This window comes from Brevibacillus sedimenti (genome assembly GCF_020923495.1).
GTDB classification, from domain to species: Bacteria; Bacillota; Bacilli; order Brevibacillales; family Brevibacillaceae; genus Brevibacillus; species Brevibacillus aydinogluensis.
Window position 1 is genome coordinate 3,579,024 of sequence record NZ_CP064048.1, and the last position, 19,085, is coordinate 3,598,108.

Below are 19,085 nucleotides of genomic sequence, written 5' to 3' on the forward strand. Positions count from 1 at the left end.
GGGCTTCGTCATTTTTTCATCTTCAGCAATCCCAGACTTTCCAGCTGCAAATGCACGTCCACATGGACTCGCATGGTGGGCCACGCTGCTTTCCATGTTTCCTCTGTGTACGGCTGAGAAAAGGGGCCCAGGGTGCGTTCTCCGATCCGCAGCGGGTCAATCCTCAACTGCTGCAGCTTTTTTACAAGAAGGGCGGCCTTCTGTTCCAGAACCGCTTCCAACTCCCTCGTCAACTGCTGCGCTGCTTCCGGTTGGTTCAGGTCCCGCTCGCCCTGGTATTCTTCCACCCTTCCGGTTCCTTCGATGTAAATCTTCACATCGCCTGTAGGTTGTACCGTCACCTTTGTTTCCGTGTGCAGCGACCCCAGCGTAACTCTTTGTTCCGGCAGGGACAGCAACTTTTGAAATCGCGTCGGTCGGTTGAGAATTTGGAACAGGGGATCGTCAAGTGTCGTGATTTCGCCCACCATTTTGCCGTCGTGAAACAGCGCCGTTCCTTTATAGATCAAATCGGTTCCGTTCGTGGTGAACAGCGGTATCTTCGGATCTGCATAAGGGGAAAAATACGCTTCCATAAAACGGTGCAGATTGGTCACCGTGATTTCCCCCTGCTGCTCATAGTGAGCCAGCATCTTGTACAGATAAAATTCGATCATTTCCTGCTGTTTTACTACCTGCTTGTTCAAGTACGCGAGAAAATCTCCTTCCACGACGATCAGATACAGGCGGTCGGAGATTTCGGGATCAATCATCATGGTGTTGACAATGGGCAGGATGTCTTCCCGGGCGAGACTTTTGGAAATAAAGAGCATGCGCAGCTGCCCGCTTTTCATCTCGCGGTAGTACTTCTGGTTCAGTTGGATTCGTCCTTCCTTCATCAGCCTGACGTTTGCCGTGATCACCCGTTTCTTTTCCTCGACCAGAGGCGGGATCAAGGTTGCCTGCTCCAGGTGTTTGTCCGCTCCCCGGCCGACATACAGCAGGATTGTCGGCGAGATTTCCTCAATGATGTTGTTTTTCACCGACCATGAGCCGCAGCCGGACAGCATCAGCAGCATCGTGACGAATATCAGGCTGTTACTGCGCTTTTTCACTTTTTCGCCTCCTTGATTGCACGGCATGCAGCACAAGAAACAGGGCGGGAGTCAATGCAAAGGATGCACCGCCGACAACCATCTGCAGTTGTTCCCACATTCGTCTTTGGGTTTCCGATGTCCACAGCCAGTGATCGACAATCAGCAGATACCCCACCACCGCCAATGACACCATGAAAAACTCTCTTGCATGCGGCGGCTTGTGGATTTGCTTCAGCAGAATGCGAAGGGCTCCGTATACGTAAAGCATCAGCAGCGCGATCACCAGGACAATGGGGGCCATGTATGCAGGCACCACGATCATATCAACGCGTTCAAAAAAAAGGAAGTTGGATGTAACGCACCAGTTGGACCAGCGCAATATCAATGGATTTCAGATAGGAAGAACCGAAAAACAGCAGCGAAACGAAAAAGAAATACACGTATTCGAAGAGTGACGCAACGTTCCCTGTCAGGATGTATTTGGTCAGCCGCTTCCCCCCCCCGTCCACGGCCCCAACACAACGAAATATTCCGGCCCGGCTAACGCCGCCCATACGAACAACAGAGATTCGAACCAGTGGGAGGGCCACTGCAGCGGGATGATCGGATACAGATGGGTATAGTTCGCTTCCTGGGGCAGCAAATAATACCCGTACAGGACGAGAATCCAGGCGGACATCAGAAAGGCGATCACGCCAAAACGAAGCACCGTCAACATCCCGTGTTTCGCCAAATAATATCCGGCGAACATCATCAAGACGATGAATGTCCCGGTATTGACGGAGGGAAACAGGATCTGGTGCACGATGCTTACATACCCTATCACGACAATTATCAATTTCAACAGCATGATGACCAGGCAGGGGACCATCAACAAGCGCATCCACACGCTCCCCATAAACGGCTGCCATCCTTCCGTTTCATGCTGCTGGTAACTGACTTCCAGGCCCTTTCCGATTACCCACATGTTGAGAAGAGCCAAACATCCTGCAAGCAAAATGATCCAGACCATATACGGTTGAACCAGCACGTTCGGCAGGATCAGCATGAAGTAGCCGACTTGCATCCTGTTCACCAAAACAGCCCACATCCATGGCTGAAGCGGCTTGTCATGGTCAAACAACGAACTGCTCTTCATCGGATCTCCTTTTTCATTCTCGATTTCGCCACCGGTCGCAGGTGCTCAGGCCGCTGTTTCATCAACTTCAACGGCAGCCGAACGATCGTATCCTTCCAATCTCTCCAATACATTGGGGTAAGGGGAGCAAAATACGGCTGCTTCAAGGACGTGAGCCCGGTTAAATGGATAAGCACCAACACCATTCCGAAAATGATTCCCCACATCCCCAGCCAGGCGGCAAGGATCAGCAGGGCGAACTGGATCAATTTGCTGGAATTCGTCATCAGGTAATTCGGCACCAGAAACGACGCGATGGCGGAGACGGCAATGTGGATGATCAAAATATTGCTCGCGACATTCGCTTCGACGGCAGCCTGACCGACGACAATTCCCCCGACAATCCCGAGCGTCTGGCCGGACTTGGTGGGCATCCGCAAGCTGGCCTCCTTCAGAATCTCGAGGGTGAGCAGCATGAACATGGCCTCCCAAATCGGAGTAAAGGGAATCTCGCTCCTCGACTCCATGAGCAGGTACAGCAATTCCAGCGGCATCGAATAGTAATGGTGCGTGGTCAGCGCCACATACACCGGTGTCAGGACGATGGCAAACAAAAAGGCAAAGAAACGAAGGGACCGCAAGAAGCTGCTGACCATCCAGCGGTGGATGTAATCTTCGGGAGACTGAAACAGATCAAAAAACGTAACGGGGGCAATCAGCGCGAACGGCGTATTGGCGACCAGCCAGACAATTTTTCCGCTGGCCAGTGCGGCGGCTACCGCGTCCGGCGTGTCCGTCTGCTGAAACTGCGGAAAAACGCTGCCCATGTGATCCTCCAAAAACGCACTGACATGCGACGAATCAAAAAATACATCGAAATCAATGTTGGATGTCTTTTCAAATGCGAGCCGGATGTTTTCCGGATTGGCAATTCCCTCGATGTATAGCAGCGCGACGTTTGTTTTGCTCAACGTTCCCAGGGTAAACAAACAGTACTTCAGTTCCGGCACGGGCAAACGCCTGCGGATCATGGTCAGATTGTGATCCAACTGCTCGCTCAGGCTGTCCTTTGGTCCGTAGACGATGGCTTCCTGCTCCGAGCTTTCAATGGAACGGCTGATGGTGCTGGGAATATGCACGGCAAATACCCGTCCTTCGCCAAACACGATAACGGCGCCCTGCAGGGCTTGTTCAATCGCCTTTTCCAGATTGGGAACCGGCTTGACCTGATCGGAAATGATGGCGCGGCTAGCGCAGTTGTAATCCCCGTGTACCAACGGGAGCAGAATCCCCTCTCGCAACTGGTCCGCATCGATCAGGGAGCGAATATAAAACAGCGTGACTGTCTGGGCATTTACCTGCAAATCTTTCACACAGGCATCATGAACGTGACAGAACCGTTTCTGCAGCTCTTCAACCGTCAGGGACGAATCGGTCGGGGGCTGTTCGTCCCCGTGTGCAGGTTCGTCTTTGGCATGAAACGCCGAAAACATGGCAGGGAACAGCCTTCGAAGAATGTTCATGTGACACACCGCCTTTTCGTGCACCCTAAATAGGGAGTATTTCCTACGAGGGTGACAGGCATACAAACGGATGGGGGCACTTCCGGTTCATCCCATACGAAAAAAACCTGTATCGCCGTGAAAGCAATACAGGTTTCCTGTCCCTATCTGCACCTTGTTACTGCTGCTCTTCCGCCGCAGTCTCCTGCGCGATCAACCCGGCAAACAGCGCGTGCACAAACTGCTCAGGGTCAAACGGCTGCAGGTCGTCCACCTTTTCCCCGAGGCCGACGTATTTGACGGGGATGTTCAGCTCGTTGCGGATGGCGATGACAATCCCGCCTTTGGCCGTCCCGTCCAGCTTGGTCAGCACAATGCCCGTCACACCGGCCGCCTGGCCGAACGTCTTGGCCTGGGAGAGCGCGTTTTGCCCCGTCGTCGCGTCCAGCACGAGCAGCACTTCATGCGGAGCGCCCGGCAGTTCCCGCTGCACGACGCGGTGCACCTTGCTCAGCTCTTCCATCAGGTTCACCTTGTTTTGCAGGCGTCCCGCGGTGTCGCACAAAAGCACGTCCACGCCGCGCGATTTGGCCGCCTGTACGGCGTCGTAGATGACCGCTGCGGGGTCTGCTCCCTGCTGGTGCTTGATCACATCCACGCCGACGCGTTCGCCCCACACCTCGAGTTGTTCGATCGCAGCCGCCCGGAACGTGTCCCCTGCCGCCAGCAGCACCTTTTTCCCCTGCTGTTTGAACATGTGCGCCATCTTGCCGATCGTGGTCGTCTTGCCCACGCCGTTGACGCCGACGAACAGAATGACGTTCAGCCGCCCGTCCTGCACGTTCAGGCCGGCATCCTGGCCCTGGTCGTTTTTCAGCAGGGCGACCAGCTTTTCCGACAGAATCGGCTGCAGATCCATGGCGTTCTCGATTTTTTGCTTGCGCACTTCGTCGCGCAGTTCGTCAATCAGCTCCATCACGGTGTTGACGCCGACATCGGCCGTGATCAGGATCTCTTCCAGCTCGTCAAAGAAATCGTCGTCGATTTTCTTGTACCGGCGAACCAGGTCTTCCACCTTTTCCACCAGCAGGTCCCTGGTTTTGGCCAGGCCTTCGGTAAATTTTTGCGTAACTGCCTCCGACTTTTGCACGATGGCGTCACGCAGGCGTTTGAAAAAACTCATGGTCATCTCCCTTTACGAAGCGGATTCGATAAATGTTTTGGTATCTTCCAGCTTGACCGAGACGATTTTGGACACGCCGCCTTCCTGCATCGTCACCCCGTACAGCACATCGGCGCTCTCCATCGTCCCCTTGCGGTGGGTGACGCAGATGAACTGCGTCTGGCTGCTGAACTGGTGCATGTACTCGGCAAACCGGTTGACGTTGGCTTCGTCCAGCGCCGCCTCCACCTCGTCCAGCACGCAAAACGGCACCGGCTTGACCCGAAGAATGGCAAACAGGAGAGCCATCGCGGTCAGCGCCCGTTCACCGCCGGACAGAAGCGCCAGGTTTTGCAGCTTTTTGCCGGGCGGCTGTGCGACAATGTCAATCCCTGTCTCCAGCAGATTGTCCGGATTGGACAGCATCAGGTCGGCGCGGCCTCCGCCGAACAGCTGTACAAACACATCACGGAACTGTTCCCGGATGGCGTCAAACGTCTCTTTGAAACGGCGGGACATCTCGGTGTCCATCTCTTCGATCACTTGATAGAGCATCGTCTTAGCCTCGTTCAGATCGGCCTCCTGCGCGCTCAGGAACTGATGGCGCTCACTGAGCCGCTCGTACTCTTCGATGGCGCCCAGGTTGACCGTCCCCAGCGCGGCAATCTCTTTTTTCAGGCGGTTGACAATCTGCTGCTCCTCCGCCATGTCGCCGCGGGGCGGGTACTTTTGTCTGGCCAGGTCGTAGCTGATTTCGTATTCTTCGGAGAGTTTGTTCAGGAGATGATCCAGTTCCACTTCGAAGCGGTTGGCCTTCACCTCTTCCTGATGCAGTCCTTCCTCGAGCGCCTTCACCTGCTTGCGGATTTCCCTGACCTCTTGCTCCACCTGCTCCTGCTGATGGTAGAGGGTGGCTCTCTCGCTGCGCCGCTCCTGGATCAGCCCTGCGACGCGCTCCTTGTCCTGCCGCAGTTCGGCGATCTTTTGCTCCAGTTCGCCGCTGGAGGACTCGTTGGTCCGCTCCAGCTCGTCCAGCGAAGCCAGCGTTTGGTTCAATTCCTCCCACTCCCGCAGAAGCGACGCGCGCTGTTCCGCGAGCCGCTCCAAGTGCTCCACGCGGGACTGGTGTTCCTGCTTCACCTGAGCGTTCAGCACCTTCAGGCTGGTGATCTTCTGATTCATCTCTTCCTTGGATTCGAGCTGTTCCTGCCGCTTTGCTTCGGCTGCGGTAATCTGTTCGGACAGCTGCTTTTCTTCTTTTTCCATGACGGCCAAGGCCGCCTCCAGTTCTGCCAGTTTCCGTCCCGCTTCCTCCATCTCGCGGCGGTAGCTGGCCACGTCCTGGTCGACGAGCATGGCCCGTTCCGCCAGCGAGCGGCCTTCCGCTTCCGTTTGCTGCAACAGCCCCTTTACTTCCTGTTCCTTCAGCCGCAGCGATTCACCCTGTGTGCGAAGCCGCTCCTGCTCCTGCTCGATCCGCTTGAGTTCTTCGGCCAGTTGTTCCATACGCGTAGTATGCCCGGCAATGGCCTCTTCGATCTCGGCCATCTGCGCCTCCAGCTCTTCCGCCTGACGGCTGCGGCCCAGCAGATTGGTCGTATTCTTTTTCAGCGCGCCCCCGGTCATGGAACCGCCGGCGTTGACGATGTCCCCTTCCAGCGTGACGACGCGGCAGCGGTAGTTCAGCGCCCGCGCCACGCGGTTGGCCTGCTCCAATGTTTCTGTAACAATCACATTGCCCAACAGGGATTCGACAATGGGACGGTACGTCTCCTGAAACGAGACCAGTTCGCTGGCGATGCCGACCACGCCGTCCTGTCTGCTCAACAGCCGTTTTTCGTCCGCCTGCAGGCTGCGCGGCCGAATCACGTCAAGCGGCAGGAAGGTAGCCCGTCCTGCATTGTGCTGTTTCAGGTAGGCGATGGCTGCCCGGCCGGCCGCTTCGTCCTCGACGACCACGTTCTGCAGGGCGCCGCCCAATGCCACCTCTACGGCAGTCTCGTACTTTTCCGGCACCGTGACCAGTTCGGCGACGGCTCCGTGAATCCCTGCGAAGCCGCGCTCGCGAGCCTTGAGGATTTCCTTGACCCCTTGCTGGAAACCGGCAAATTCCGCCTGCATCTCCCGCAGCAGGTCGCGCCGCGATTTGGCCGCTTCCCGCTTCTGCTCCCACTGACGCAGTTCCCGGCGGGACGCCTCCAGACGGGCTTGTCCCTCGCGGATCTGCTCGATCGTTTCCTTGTAACGCGTCAGTGTCTCCTGAATCGACAGGTCAATCTCCTGAAGCTGTACGTTCAGCTCGGCCAGCTTGGTCTGGCGGGCCGCCTCTTCCTGATTGAGCCGCTCTTTTTCCAGCTCCAGCCGCTCCGCCCGGGCCTGGCTGGTCTGGCTCAACTGCTGCTGGTGGCGGATTTCGTTGCGCAGATTGGCCATCTCATTCAGTTTTTCAAAGTAGTCTCCTTTCAATCGCTCGACATCGTCGCTGAGCGACTGGAGCATGGCGGCAAACTGGTCTTCCGCCTCCTTCAGCGACGCCTGGGCATCATCCATGCGCTGCTTGGTTTCCTCGACCAGCTGCTCTCCTTCCGCCAGCTCGGCCTCGACGGCATGCCGCTTTTCCGTGATGCGGTGCATCTGTTCCATCGTCTGCTGCCGGTTGGCGGCCAGGTTGCGCAGCCGTTCCTTGAGCACTTCCCGCTGACCTTCCACTTTCTCCGTCTCTTCGCTCACGGACAGCAGCACTTGCTGCAATTCCTCGATGGATTGGTCGATTTGGCTGACGTGAAAGCGGGCCTGCTCCAAGTCGGCTTCCCGCTTCGAGGCCTGGGTCGTCTGTAAGGCCAACTGCTCTTGAAGCTCCTGCACGCGGCGGCTTGCTTCCTCCCATTTGGCGTGCGCCGCCTCGATCTGCTGGACGTAGAGCGCCACCTCGTGTTCCATCAGCGTCTGGCGCAGTTCGTTATATTTGCGCGCAGTGTCCGCCTGTTCCTTCAGCGGACCGATCTGTTCGTTGATTTCGCTGACGATGTCGTGAATCCGCACGAGGTTTTGTTCCGTCTCGTCCAGCTTCTTCTCCGCTTCCCGCTTGCGGGTCTTGTACTTGACGATGCCGGCCGCTTCCTCAAAAATGCCGCGGCGATCCTCTGCCTTGGTGCTTAAGATCTCCTCGATTTTTCCCTGTCCGATGATGGAGTAGGCCTCTTTGCCGAGACCCGTGTCCATGAACAGCTCCATGATGTCCTTGAGCCGGCAGGCCCGGTTGTTTATGTAGTATTCACTCTCACCGGAACGGTAGACCCGGCGGGTGACAGAGACTTCCGTATATTCGACGTCGAGAGAACGGTCGGTATTGTCCAGCGTCAACGTCACTTCTGCGAAGTTGAGCGGCTTGCGCGTATCGCTTCCGGCAAAGATGATGTCTTCCATCTTTGCCCCGCGCAGCGATTTGGCGCTCTGTTCGCCAAGCACCCAGCGGATCGAGTCGGAGACGTTGCTCTTGCCGCTTCCGTTCGGCCCGACGACAGCCGTCACTCCGGGCACGAATTCCAACTCGGTCCGGTCGGCAAACGATTTGAACCCAACCAGTTCCAGGCGTTTCAAATACATACTGATGGTCCTCCTTAAAAACCCGTCCGGCGCATGCGATCACACACCCGCTGCGTCCGGCGCTGCCGCCTGCCGAGCGGGCCCGTGTCGCCGCCGGGCGGGGGCCCTGAAAGAAAGCCCCTGCTGGGAAACAGGAGCAAGTCATCTGCATAAAACCCAATGTGAGATTAGTGTACCATAGAATAACAGCCGAACGAAGACCTTTCCCCACCAGGCACATAGACAAACCCGATGCTGCCGGTTTTTTGGCGGACGGAAAAAAACAGTCTTCGCCTAACGCATGGTTCTTGTCGTCCGTCTTCCCTGGCACCGCTTGTCCCGCCTGCGGAACAGAAGCATGTCAATGGCCAAAAGACGATCGCGAAGCAGGCAGCGTTTTTAAGGCTTGCCTGCAACTGTAATAGTTTATCACAGAACGGCCGTTTGTCGAGAACAAAGAAGCTCCTCTCCGGCATCCCGCCGAAGAAGAGCCTGTTTCGTTCACCTGTATGCCTTTGTGGTCAAAACCGCTGCGCAAACAGCCGGCGTTCCCAGTCGCTTACGTGCCGGGTGTATTTCTCCCATTCCGTACGCTTTATCTTGATATACTCTTCCCAGATCTCGCGGCCGATCGCCTGGGCCAATATGGTGTCCTGGCTCAGGCTGTCCACCGCCTCTTCCAGCGTCCGCGGCAGGCGGGCAATCCCCCGTTCCTGCATCTGCGCCTCAGTGAGCCAGCTGACGTCATCGCTCGCCGGCTCGCCGGGATGAATGCGGTTGTGAATGCCGTCGAGACCGGCGGCCACGAGACAGGCTGACAGCAGGTATGGATTGCAGGTGCCGTCTCCCCCGCGGAATTCAAACCGGCGAGTACGCCGCTTCTCCGGGATGCGCACCAGGACGGAGCGATTGCCTGCGCCGTAGCAGATGTGGGCCGGCGCCCACGTGCCCGGCCGCATCCGCTTGTACGAATTGATGCTCGGCGCTCCGATGGCGATCAGGGAGCGGCCGTGTTTGAGCAGGCCGCCGATAAAATGGTACGCCTTTTCCGACAAATCCAGTCCACGCGGGTCAGTGTTGTCGGCGAACAGGTTCTCTCCCGCGTCGTTGTACAGGCTGATGTGCACGTGCAGGCCACTGCCGGCCAGGTGCTCGAACGGCTTGGGCATCAGTGTGCCGATCAGTCCCTTGTCGCGCGCGATCTGCTTGAACACCTGCTTGAACGTCACCTGGTCATCCGTCGCCTGTAAAGCATGCGTGTAGCGCAGGTTGACTTCCAGTTGACCCGGTCCGTATTCGCTGGAAATCTGTTCAGTCCTCACGCCCATCGCCTCCAGCGCGTGGACGAACGATTGCACGAAATCCTCCTGGATATCGACGCCGTCAGGAGAAAAACAGTGGCTGTCGTCGGCGGGGACGAGCCGGCCGTTTTCCTCTCGTAACAGGTAGGCCTCCTGCTCGTAAGCCATGTACATCCTGCCGCCCATGACCGACTCCACTTCCTTCAGCAGCCGCTTCAGCGCATGGCGGGGACAGCCCGGCCAGGGGTCGCCGTTTTCGTCCACCAGGTCGCAAAGCATGCGGGCGGTTTTTCTGCGGTAGGGCAGGATGACAAAGGTAGCTGGATCCGGAACGGCGAAGAAATCACCGTCCCCGGCCCCGTACATCGGGTTGGGAATGTACTCGTCGAAGCTGTCGAAACTCATGATGGCCGTGCTGAAGTTGATGCCTCTCTCCATCGCATCCCGCAAATTGTCCGGGCGAATCGTTCTGCCTCGGATCAACCCGGCGTAGTCCAGAAACTCCACGCGAATGAATTCAATCTCCTGTTCCTTTACAATCTTCATGACATCGTCTGCTGTGTACATCATGCGTCTCTCCTTTCCTGTAAGGTGCTGCATGCGAAACGGCTTACAATTCCAGCGTCGTTGACTTGTCCTTGAACACGCGGCTGCGGATGAAGAGGTACACTGCCCCCAGCGCCAGCCAGGCGATTCCCGCCTTGATCGCCAGCGGATCCATGGAGGTCAGCACGTAGGCGATTACGCTCATACCGATCAGTGGACAGAGCAAATGAGCGACAACCTGCCGGGATTTTTGGCGAATGGTGAAATGGACAATGACGGACAGATGGAGCACCACAAAACTGGTGAGCGCCCCGAAGTTGACCAGATTGGTGAGCAGCGGCATGTGGTCTTGAAAGCCGAGACTGACGATCAGCGACACCACCGCGACAAGCACGGTGCTCACGTAGGGCGTTTGGTACCGGGGATGGACCTTGGCCAAAACAGCGGGAAGTTTGCGGTCGCGCCCCATCGAAAACAGAATGCGGGATATGGCCGCCTGCGCCACCAGCGCCGCAGAGATGCCCCACGACAAAACAGTGGCGAGGATGGACACCGTCTTCAGCCACACTCCTCCGGCGGCACCGGCGATTTCGTAGAAAGCCGTATCGAGACTGTCAAACTGCATGCCTCGCCCCAGATCGCTCGCCACCCAGGTCTGCGCGATAAACAGAAAACCGACGGTGAAGAGTGCTGTCACGCTTGCCCGCCCGACCGCCTTGCTGCCCCCTTTGACCTCTTCGGAGAGCGTGGATATCGCGTCAAACCCGAGAAAGGAGAGAACTGCGATGGAGACTGCACTCATCACCAGATTCAGGTCAAAATGTTCCGCGTCATAGATCGGCTTGACGGTAAAACCGCCGCTCCCCAGCAGCGCGGTGACGCCGGCGATCAAAAACAACACCAGCACGGCGAACAGGATGATCAGCATGATCTTGTTGGCTCTCGCCGTGAACTCCACGCCGCGCACGTTGATGACCGTGTTGACGGCGAGAAACAGCACGATCCAGACCCAGGCGGGAATCGTCGGAACCAGGGAAGTCAGCGCGTTGGCGCTCACCACGTAACAGAGGGAAGGGATGAGGATGTAGTCCAGCAGGATTGCCCAGCCGGAAAAGAAGCCCACGGTTTCGTGGATGCCGCGCTGCGCGTACGCGTAGACCGAACCAGCGACGGGAAACGCCTCAGACATGCGCGCATAGCTCAACGCCGTAAAAATCATCCCGGCCATGCCGATCAGGTATGCCAGCGCCACCATCCCTTTCGAGGCATCGGCAACGTAGCCGTACACGCCGAATGGCGCAATCGGCACCATGAAGATCAAGCCGTACACGAGCAGATCCCAAAAGCTGAGCGCTCTTTTCAACTCCTGCTTGTAACCGAATTGCTCAATCATGCTAGCCCACCTCACCAGGCAATCTCGTACACCTCGGTAAAATTGCGGTACAGCACCCCTTCGGCAATGTGCAGGGCCACGTCGGCATCCATGTAGTCACGCGCAATCCACCCTTCCAGCACGCGCGTGAAGCACTCCTTGAACAAGTGCACGCCCAGCCAATTCATCTCCGGCAGGGTAAACGCGTCCGAACCGTACATCACCTTGGAAAACGGCGCAAATTCAAAGACGTGCGAGAGAATCCGCTCCACCCCGTGGCCGATAAACGGATTCTGCAGGGAAATGTCCAGATAGACACGGGGCAGTACACTGGCGATAAAGGCTGCCTCCTCCACCCACGGATAACCGCCGTGGACAAGGTGCACCTTTGTGTCGATGTACTTCTTGTCGCGCAGAAGATTCATAAGCCTGGCGGGGTTCGCCTTGGTCAGCACGACCTCGCCGTCGCCCACGCCGGTATGGATATGCATCGCCTTGTCGGCTGCCGTACATTCTTCCAGGGCGACGTGCAGACAGTAATCGCGCAACGCCTTAACGGTCGCCCGCGGATCAGAGCAGAATGCCGCGTACTCCTCCGCTGCCGCCCGCTCGTCCATCGGGCCGATCTCCAGACCGCTGCGGTAGGCGATGATCGTTTTCAAACCGAGAATGCGCTCCCCTTTCAACGCCTCGCGCAGATCGGCCCGATACCGCTCGGCAAACGAACCAAACTCCCTGCACTCCTCCCGCAGCCTGACCATGACCGGCTCGATGCGGTACACTTCCCAATACGGCACGCCCGTCATGTCGGCGTATGCCTCCTCGGACAGGCGCGGCTGCGGATAGCCGAAATCCAGCAGCAGTCCGGCGATGTTGGCGTCACGGAACAAGGCCCGGGTATACTCCCGCGGATCGCTCGCCAGCCGATTGCGACAGGCCACCACCTCTTCCAGCACCGGATCACAGCCGTAATACGCTGCCAAGCGCTGAATGGTGATCTGCGTGTACATGTTGGTTCCGGGAACGGGCTGCTTGGGGTGGCCGCGTTCCACGGTTTGAAACATGCCGGGAACAACGGATAAGGACAGCTTGCGAACAAATTCTGCAGGCGACAGCGGGGATGCCTGCTGCAGATACGGGTGGCAGTGGACGTCCACCGCCTTGATGGGACGCAGATCCAGTGTCATCATGATCCTCCTTTCAGGGGCTGTCACACGTTACGGGAAGCAATCTGCATGCCAGCTGCTCCTTCGGCATTTAGGCGTTTTTGCAAGGGAGTAAAGCGACAAAAAAAGAGCGCTGAAAAAAAATTTGCGCAAAATATTTTTGAATCTATTGAATATTTGGATAAACGATCCTATAGTGAAGCTATAGTGAAGTCAGGAATGCTGCTGTTTTGAAACGGCGTTTCCGGCAAACGACAAACATTTTGCGCCAGAGGGGGGCTTTTTTCACCATGACTGTGATTGCGCTCAACGACGTGTGGAACGCCTGCTTTGAGTGCATGGTGATCGTCGATGAGGAAGGCAGCGTGCTGGACCTCAACCGTTCGGCCATGCGCTTGTTTTCGCTCGGCCCCGGGGATTTCGCCGGTGTCTCCCTCTGCGAATTGCTGGGTGACAGGTCATTTGGCCGGTATCTCAAGGCGGACAAGGAAACGACCGGCATCTCCGTCTGCATCGGCACCCAGGAGTTGATTGCCAACGTGGTCCCGCTCTATCGCGACCTGGAGCAGACGCGATATGTGATCATTCTCAAGAACATGACTCAGCAGCAGCAGTTGAAATACCAGCTGCAAGCCATGAACGAAGTCAAGCTCCTGTACGACGCCGTGCTGGACGAACTGGAGGAAGGGGTCTGTGTGGTCAACACGGAGGGGCGGGTCCTCTTTTACAACCGGAAGATGGGGGAGATCGACCTTCGCGAGCCGGCGTCAGTCAGGGGCAGGCGCATGTTTGACGTGTGGCCCGCGCTCGACGAGCAGTCCAACCCGCTATTGGTGGCGATGAAACTGTCCAAAACGCTGCACCATCGGGAGACGCACTTTACCCCGAACGGACGGGCAGTGACCACGCTCTCCCGCACCACTCCCCTGTTTGTGGGCGAGCAGAAACGGGGCGCGATTCAGGTCTTGCGGGACATCACGGAGCAAAAGCAGCTGGCCGAATCCATCCAACAGCTCCGCAAGGCGGACGAGACGAAGCCCGCCTCCCCCCGGCCGCTCCCCAGGCAGAACCAGACGCGTTTCCGTTTCACGGACATCGTCTACGTCAGCCGCGAGATGGGACACATTGTGGAACAGGCGAGACGGGCGGCACGCTCTTCTTCCTCCGTGCTGATCATCGGCGAGACGGGCACGGGAAAGGAGTTGTTTGCACAGAGCATTCACAACGAAAGTCCGCGGCGATCGGCACCGTTTATCGCGCAAAACTGCGCGGCCCTGCCGGAAGGTTTGCTGGAAGGTCTGCTCTTTGGGACCGCTCCGGGCAGTTTTACGGGGGCGGTGGACAGGCCGGGCCTGTTTGAGCAGGCCAACGGCGGCACGCTGCTGCTGGACGAACTGAATGCGATGAGCCCCAATCTGCAGGCAAAGCTTTTGCGCGTCTTGCAGGAGAAAAAATGTCAAAGGCTGGGATCGGCCAAGGTCGTGGACGTGGATGTGCGGATTATCGCCACGATCAATGAAGATCCGCTGGAGGCCATCCGGCATGGGCGGCTTCGGGAAGATTTGTTTTACCGTCTGAGCGTGGTCAACCTGTACATCCCGCCGCTGCGCAAGCGAAGGGAGGACATTCCGGCCCTGATCGACGCGTTTCTGGCCAAGCATGGCAGAGCGCTTGACGTGAAGGTGACCGGCATCGATCCGGACGTTTACAGCCACCTGCTGGCGTTCGCCTGGCCGGGCAATGTCCGCCAGTTGGAGCACGTGATCGAGGGCTGCCTCAATCTCATGTACGACGACGGCCCGATCCGGTTCGAACACCTGCCGTACGCGTTTCGCGAGATGATCATCCGGCAGCTCCCTGACGCTTTTCCGGATGCGCCGCAGGCAGTTACCGCGCCGATTCGCCTCTCCGGCAGTCTGGAGCAACAAGTCGCTCGGCTGGAGCAGGAGCTGATCCGCCAGGCCCTGCGCGAAACCAACGGAAACATCACCAAGGCGGGGGAGCGGCTGGGAATTTCCCGCCAACATCTCAACTACAAGCTAAAAAAGTACGGCATGACCAAAAAGCAAGCCTAACAAAAAAACCCGTTTTCCCTCATGGGGAGAACGGGTTTTCTCACGAATCAGCGGGCGATCTACTTCGCTCCCAGTTTGATCAACGCCCGGGCAGCCGCCTGCTGTTCCGCCTCTTTTTTGGATCGCCCGCTGCCCATGCCGAGCGGACGGTTGTTCAGGAGCACTTCGGACACAAACTCCCGGTTGTGCGCCGGCCCCTTTTCCTCCACGATGCGGTACTGAATTTCCCCCAGGTTATCCTGCTGGACGAACTCCTGAAGCTGACTCTTGAAGTCGGTGACCTGGGCAAACTCGCCCTTGTCCACTCGCGGATAGACGTACTTTTCCATGAAGTGAAAGACTGCGTCCAGTCCCTGATCAAGGTAAAGCGCGCCAATAAACGCCTCAAACACGTCCGCCAGTAGCGCGGGCCGCTGCCGGCCGCCTGTCAGTTCTTCCCCTTTTCCCAGCAGAACGAGATCGCCAAAGTTTAGCAGTTCGGCAAATTTGACCAATGACGGCTCGCAGACAATCGCTGCCCGCAGTTTCGTCATTTCTCCTTCGCTCATTTTGGGGAAGGTCTTGTAGAGAAATTGCGAAACGGTCAGTTCCAGGACGGCATCGCCGAGAAACTCCAGCCGCTCGTTGTCCTGGATGCGCTTGCCGCGCTGCTCATTGACATAGGAAGAATGGGTGAAGGCTTGCCGCAATACGTTCTCGTCGCGAAATCGAATACCGATGGTTTCTTGCAGCTCCGAGAAGTTCATGACGCTCACCACCATTCTTGAAGACTTCCTGCGCTTCTTTCCGGCAGGAACCATTTATGCCTCAAACCGCTTCAAGACGATCGTGGCATTGTGACCGCCAAACCCAAACGAGTTGGACATGGCTACCTTCACGTCCGCCTTGCGCGCTTGATTGGGTACGTAGTCGAGGTCGCACTGCGGATCGGGGTTCTCCAGGTTGATCGTCGGCGGGAGAATCTGATCGCGCAGCGCCAACGCCGACGCAATCGCTTCCACACCTCCGGTCGCCCCGAGCATGTGACCGGTCATCGACTTGGTCGAGCTGACCGCCAGCTTGTAGGCATGGTCGCCAAACACGCTCTTGATCGCCTGCGTTTCGGAAATGTCACCTTGATCCGTAGAGGTGCCGTGTGCATTAATATAATCCACATCCGTCGGTTCAATACCGGCGTCACGCAGCGCGTTTCTCATGCAGCGGGCCTGCCCCTCCGGTGACGGGGCGGTGATGTGGTAGGCGTCCGCACTCATGCCGTAGCCGATCACTTCCGCCAAAATGGTTGCTCCCCGCTTTTTCGCGTGCTCCAGCTCTTCGAGAATGAGCACGCCCGCTCCTTCGCCCATGACGAACCCGTCGCGGTCGATGTCAAACGGACGGCTCGCCTTTTCCGGCTCGTCGTTGCGGGTGGACATCGCTTTGGCGGAACAGAAACCGGCAAACGCCATCGGCCGGATCGTCGCTTCCGCACCGCCGGTGATCATCGCGTCGGCGTGACCGTGCTGGATCAGCCGGAAGGCATCTCCGATTGCGTTCGTCCCCGTCGCGCACGCGGTAATTGCGCTGGACGTCGGCCCTTTTGCTCCGTACTGGATGGAGACGGCTCCGGATGCCATGTTGGCGATCATCATCGGGATAAAAAACGGGCTGACACGGCGCGGTCCCTTTTCCAACAGCACCAGGTGCTGCTCTTCCCAGGTAGTCAGACCGCCGATACCTGATCCGATGTATACACCCACGCGTTCCGCATTCTCAGCCGTAATCTCCAACTTGGCGTCTTCCATCGCCATTTTGGTGGCAGCCAACGCAAACTGAACGAATCGGTCTGTACGTCGGATTTCCCTCTTGTCCAGGTACGCCTCGGGATTGAAATCCTTTACTTCCCCCGCAATCTGCGTAGGGTAGTCGGAGGCGTCAAATGCCGTGATGCGCCCGATTCCCGATTTTCCTTCCAGCAAGCTGTTCCAGAAGGTCTTCGCGTCATTACCCACGGGGGAGATGACGCCGACACCGGTAATCACCACTCGTCGTTTCATTACGATCACCTCTATGTGTAAGTCAGCTCTCCGCTTCCTTGTTCTTCGCCTGGTTACGGTTGGAAAGCTCTGCGGCAAAATCGAGCCGGGTGTGTGAAGGGAGAAGTCCCGCGTGACACGGGACTTCCACTGAACAGACTACTTGTGAGATTCTATGTAAGCTACAACCTCACCAACAGTAGTGATTTTTTCAGCGTCTTCGTCAGAGATTTCCATATCGAACTCGTCTTCCAGTTCCATTACGAGTTCCACTACATCCAGGGAGTCGGCACCCAGGTCATCTTTGAAAGAAGCTTCCAAAGTCACCTTGGATTCCTCTACACCCAGACGATCGACGATGATTTTCTTCACACGTTCCAACGTGTCTGCCATTTTGCTTCACCCCCTCTCCCCGTATTATAGTGGATGAGCCTGCAAAACACCAGTTGAGTCAGGCTCTTGCTGCTTGTACGCGTGCGCCTTACATGTACATGCCGCCGTCGACGTGCAGGGTTTGGCCGGTCATGTAGTTGGCCGCGTCCGAGGCGAGGAACAGAACCACCCCGGCGATGTCGTCCGCCTGGCCGAGTCGGCCCAACGGAATTTGGCCCAGCATGGACGCCTTGACGTCCTCGGGCAGGTTCGCAGTCATGTCCGTGTCGATAAAACCGGGGGCGACCGCGTTTACGGTAATGCCGCGGGATGCCAGCTCACGCGCGGCCGTCTTCGTCAATCCGATTACGCCGGCCTTGGCTGCCACGTAGTTGGCTTGGCCGGGATTGCCCAGCACGCCGACGACAGAAGTGATATTGATGATCTTGCCGGAACGCTGTTTCATCATGGGACGGGTGGCCGCTTTCAGGCAGTTGAAGACGCCTTTCAGGTTGGTGGAGATCACCTCGTCCCACTCTTCCTCTTTCATCCGCATCAGCAGATTGTCGCGCGTGATGCCAGCGTTGTTGACGAGAATGTCAATCGTACCGAAGCGCTCCAGCGCCTCTTTGAACATCTCGTTTACTTCTTCGGCATTGGCCACGTTGGCGCGGATCATGATCGCCTCGCGCCCCAGTTCCTTTACCTTGGCCACTGTTTCCGCAGCCGCCGCCTCACTGCCGGCGTAGTTGACCACGACGTTGGCTCCCGCTTCCGCCAGCCGCAGTGCAATCGCGCGGCCGATTCCGCGGGAAGCGCCGGTGACCAGCGCGGTTTTGCCTGCTAGCATAATACCCCTCCGTTCAACAGTTCATGTAACGATTCCATATCCTGAACGGAAACGATCGTCGTCCCCGTCGGCGCAATCTTTTTGATCAGGCCAGCCAGCACTTTGCCCGGGCCGATCTCCACAAAGGTGGTAACGCCCTGTTCCGCCATCCAGCGGACGGAATCCTCCCACAGTACCGGAGCGGCCACCTGCTTCACGAGGTTGTCGACAATTGCCGCCGCCGCCGTCTCCGGACGGGCCGATACGTTTGCCACCACCGGCACTCGAGCGTCTTTCACGTCAATGTTGGCCAGCACGCCCTTGAGCCGCTCCGCAGCTGGCTGCATCAGACTGGAGTGGAACGGGCCGCTGACGTTGAGCGGCAGAACGCGTTTGGCGCCGGCTGCTTTCGCCTGCTCACCGGCCAGCCGCACGCCCTCCGCCGTACCGGAGATCACGATCTGTCCGGGGCCGTTCATATTGGCGGGCTGGACGGGGTGACCTGATGCAGTCACCGTTTCGCAGACGTCCTGCAGGGCCTGCCGGTCCATGCCGAGCACGGCTGCCATCGCTCCCTGACCGGCTGGCACAGCCTCCTCCATGAATTGACCGCGGGCGCGGACCACTTTCACTGCGTCGGCGAATGCCATCGACTCGGCGGCCACCAGCGCCGAATACTCGCCCAGGCTGTGTCCGGCCACGTAATCGGGCGCCACGTCCGGTCGTTGCTCGCGAAGCGCGGCCAGAACCGCGACGCTGGTCGTCAGGATTGCCGGCTGCGTGTTGACCGTCAGCCGCAGCTCTTCTTCCGGTCCTTCAAAGCAGAGCGACGACAGCGAAAAGCCGAGCGCTTCGTCTGCACGTTCAAACACTTCGCGGGCAGCTGCGGACTGTTCGGCAAGCGACCGACCCATTCCGACGAACTGGGACCCCTGTCCCGGGAAGACAAAAGCCACTTTGCTCATTG

15 protein-coding genes are annotated in these 19,085 nt (G+C 57.8%); 1 reads left to right on the top strand and 14 read right to left on the bottom strand.

The window, feature by feature from the left end; genetic code table 11:
* Window positions 1-8: 8 nt before the first annotated feature.
* From IRT44_RS17510 to IRT44_RS17550, 9 genes are all read right to left on the bottom strand, one after another.
* Window positions 9-1,094: a Ger(x)C family spore germination protein gene (locus IRT44_RS17510; RefSeq protein ID WP_212131912.1), complete on the bottom strand. Its 1,086-nt coding sequence runs from the start codon at window positions 1,092-1,094 to the stop codon at window positions 9-11.
* Window positions 1,078-1,377: a hypothetical protein gene (locus IRT44_RS17515; protein WP_230077092.1), complete on the bottom strand. Its 300-nt coding sequence runs from the start codon at window positions 1,375-1,377 to the stop codon at window positions 1,078-1,080. Before IRT44_RS17515 ends, IRT44_RS17510 begins: the two co-directional genes overlap by 17 nt.
* Before the next feature lie 183 nt (window positions 1,378-1,560).
* On the bottom strand, window positions 1,561-2,214 hold the full coding sequence (locus tag IRT44_RS17520) for a GerAB/ArcD/ProY family transporter (protein WP_230077093.1): 654 nt from the start codon (window positions 2,212-2,214) through the stop codon (window positions 1,561-1,563).
* Window positions 2,211-3,716: a spore germination protein gene (locus IRT44_RS17525; protein ID WP_230077094.1), complete on the bottom strand. Its 1,506-nt coding sequence runs from the start codon at window positions 3,714-3,716 to the stop codon at window positions 2,211-2,213. The genes IRT44_RS17520 and IRT44_RS17525 overlap by 4 nt, the downstream gene beginning before the upstream one ends.
* A 157-nt stretch (window positions 3,717-3,873) precedes the next feature.
* Window positions 3,874-4,878 carry a signal recognition particle-docking protein FtsY gene (gene ftsY / locus IRT44_RS17530; RefSeq protein WP_171566950.1) on the bottom strand — a complete coding sequence of 335 codons (1,005 nt, stop codon included), beginning with the start codon at window positions 4,876-4,878 and terminating at the stop codon, window positions 3,874-3,876.
* A 12-nt stretch (window positions 4,879-4,890) separates the two neighbouring features.
* Window positions 4,891-8,463 (bottom strand): chromosome segregation protein SMC, encoded by a 3,573-nt coding sequence (smc, locus tag IRT44_RS17535; protein ID WP_230077095.1) that lies wholly within the window; start codon window positions 8,461-8,463, stop codon window positions 4,891-4,893.
* Between the two features lie 500 nt (window positions 8,464-8,963).
* Window positions 8,964-10,313, bottom strand: a complete 1,350-nt coding sequence (locus IRT44_RS17540; protein WP_230077096.1) for a glutamine synthetase family protein — start codon at window positions 10,311-10,313, stop codon at window positions 8,964-8,966.
* A gap of 40 nt (window positions 10,314-10,353) precedes the next feature.
* The gene (locus IRT44_RS17545; RefSeq protein ID WP_171566948.1) at window positions 10,354-11,682 is read right to left on the bottom strand and encodes an APC family permease; all 1,329 of its coding nucleotides are present in this window, start codon (window positions 11,680-11,682) and stop codon (window positions 10,354-10,356) included.
* 11 nt (window positions 11,683-11,693) lie between these two features.
* A complete protein-coding gene (locus IRT44_RS17550) occupies window positions 11,694-12,851 on the bottom strand; it encodes an amidohydrolase family protein (RefSeq protein ID WP_171566947.1) in 1,158 nt (385 codons plus the stop codon).
* 266 nt (window positions 12,852-13,117) lie between these two features.
* Between IRT44_RS17550 and IRT44_RS17555 the strand changes: the two genes are divergently transcribed.
* Entirely contained in the window at window positions 13,118-14,902 is a 1,785-nt protein-coding gene (locus tag IRT44_RS17555; protein ID WP_212131909.1) for a sigma 54-interacting transcriptional regulator, read from the top strand.
* Between the two features lie 59 nt (window positions 14,903-14,961).
* On the opposite strand, the gene rnc is transcribed toward IRT44_RS17555, so the two are convergent.
* The 5 genes from rnc to fabD form a co-directional block, all read right to left on the bottom strand.
* Window positions 14,962-15,648, bottom strand: coding sequence for a ribonuclease III (rnc, locus tag IRT44_RS17560; RefSeq protein ID WP_305792675.1), 687 nt, complete (start codon window positions 15,646-15,648; stop codon window positions 14,962-14,964).
* 54 nt (window positions 15,649-15,702) lie between these two features.
* Window positions 15,703-16,938, bottom strand: coding sequence for a beta-ketoacyl-ACP synthase II (fabF, locus tag IRT44_RS17565; RefSeq protein ID WP_230077097.1), 1,236 nt, complete (start codon window positions 16,936-16,938; stop codon window positions 15,703-15,705).
* A gap of 138 nt (window positions 16,939-17,076) precedes the next feature.
* Complete coding sequence (locus IRT44_RS17570) at window positions 17,077-17,310, bottom strand: acyl carrier protein (protein ID WP_171566943.1); 234 nt, start codon at window positions 17,308-17,310, stop codon at window positions 17,077-17,079.
* A gap of 88 nt (window positions 17,311-17,398) precedes the next feature.
* Window positions 17,399-18,139, bottom strand: a complete 741-nt coding sequence (fabG, locus tag IRT44_RS17575) for a 3-oxoacyl-[acyl-carrier-protein] reductase (protein ID WP_171566942.1) — start codon at window positions 18,137-18,139, stop codon at window positions 17,399-17,401.
* Window positions 18,133-19,083, bottom strand: coding sequence for an ACP S-malonyltransferase (gene fabD, locus IRT44_RS17580; RefSeq protein WP_171566941.1), 951 nt, complete (start codon window positions 19,081-19,083; stop codon window positions 18,133-18,135). Before fabD ends, fabG begins: the two co-directional genes overlap by 7 nt.
* Window positions 19,084-19,085 lie beyond the last annotated feature (2 nt).

Coding starts and splice junctions, on each gene's coding strand:
- IRT44_RS17515 (WP_230077092.1), bottom strand. CDS start 1,377: ATGGCCCCCATTGTCCTGGTGATCGCGCTGCTGATGCTTTACGTATAC.
- IRT44_RS17520 (WP_230077093.1), bottom strand. CDS start 2,214: ATGAAGAGCAGTTCGTTGTTTGACCATGACAAGCCGCTTCAGCCATGG.
- IRT44_RS17525 (WP_230077094.1), bottom strand. CDS start 3,716: ATGAACATTCTTCGAAGGCTGTTCCCTGCCATGTTTTCGGCGTTTCAT.
- ftsY (WP_171566950.1), bottom strand. CDS start 4,878: ATGAGTTTTTTCAAACGCCTGCGTGACGCCATCGTGCAAAAGTCGGAG.
- smc (WP_230077095.1), bottom strand. CDS start 8,463: ATGTATTTGAAACGCCTGGAACTGGTTGGGTTCAAATCGTTTGCCGAC.
- IRT44_RS17540 (WP_230077096.1), bottom strand. CDS start 10,313: ATGATGTACACAGCAGACGATGTCATGAAGATTGTAAAGGAACAGGAG.
- IRT44_RS17545 (WP_171566948.1), bottom strand. CDS start 11,682: ATGATTGAGCAATTCGGTTACAAGCAGGAGTTGAAAAGAGCGCTCAGC.
- IRT44_RS17550 (WP_171566947.1), bottom strand. CDS start 12,851: ATGATGACACTGGATCTGCGTCCCATCAAGGCGGTGGACGTCCACTGC.
- IRT44_RS17555 (WP_212131909.1), top strand. CDS start 13,118: ATGACTGTGATTGCGCTCAACGACGTGTGGAACGCCTGCTTTGAGTGC.
- rnc (WP_305792675.1), bottom strand. CDS start 15,648: ATGAACTTCTCGGAGCTGCAAGAAACCATCGGTATTCGATTTCGCGAC.
- fabF (WP_230077097.1), bottom strand. CDS start 16,938: ATGAAACGACGAGTGGTGATTACCGGTGTCGGCGTCATCTCCCCCGTG.
- IRT44_RS17570 (WP_171566943.1), bottom strand. CDS start 17,310: ATGGCAGACACGTTGGAACGTGTGAAGAAAATCATCGTCGATCGTCTG.
- fabG (WP_171566942.1), bottom strand. CDS start 18,139: ATGCTAGCAGGCAAAACCGCGCTGGTCACCGGCGCTTCCCGCGGAATC.
- fabD (WP_171566941.1), bottom strand. CDS start 19,083: ATGAGCAAAGTGGCTTTTGTCTTCCCGGGACAGGGGTCCCAGTTCGTC.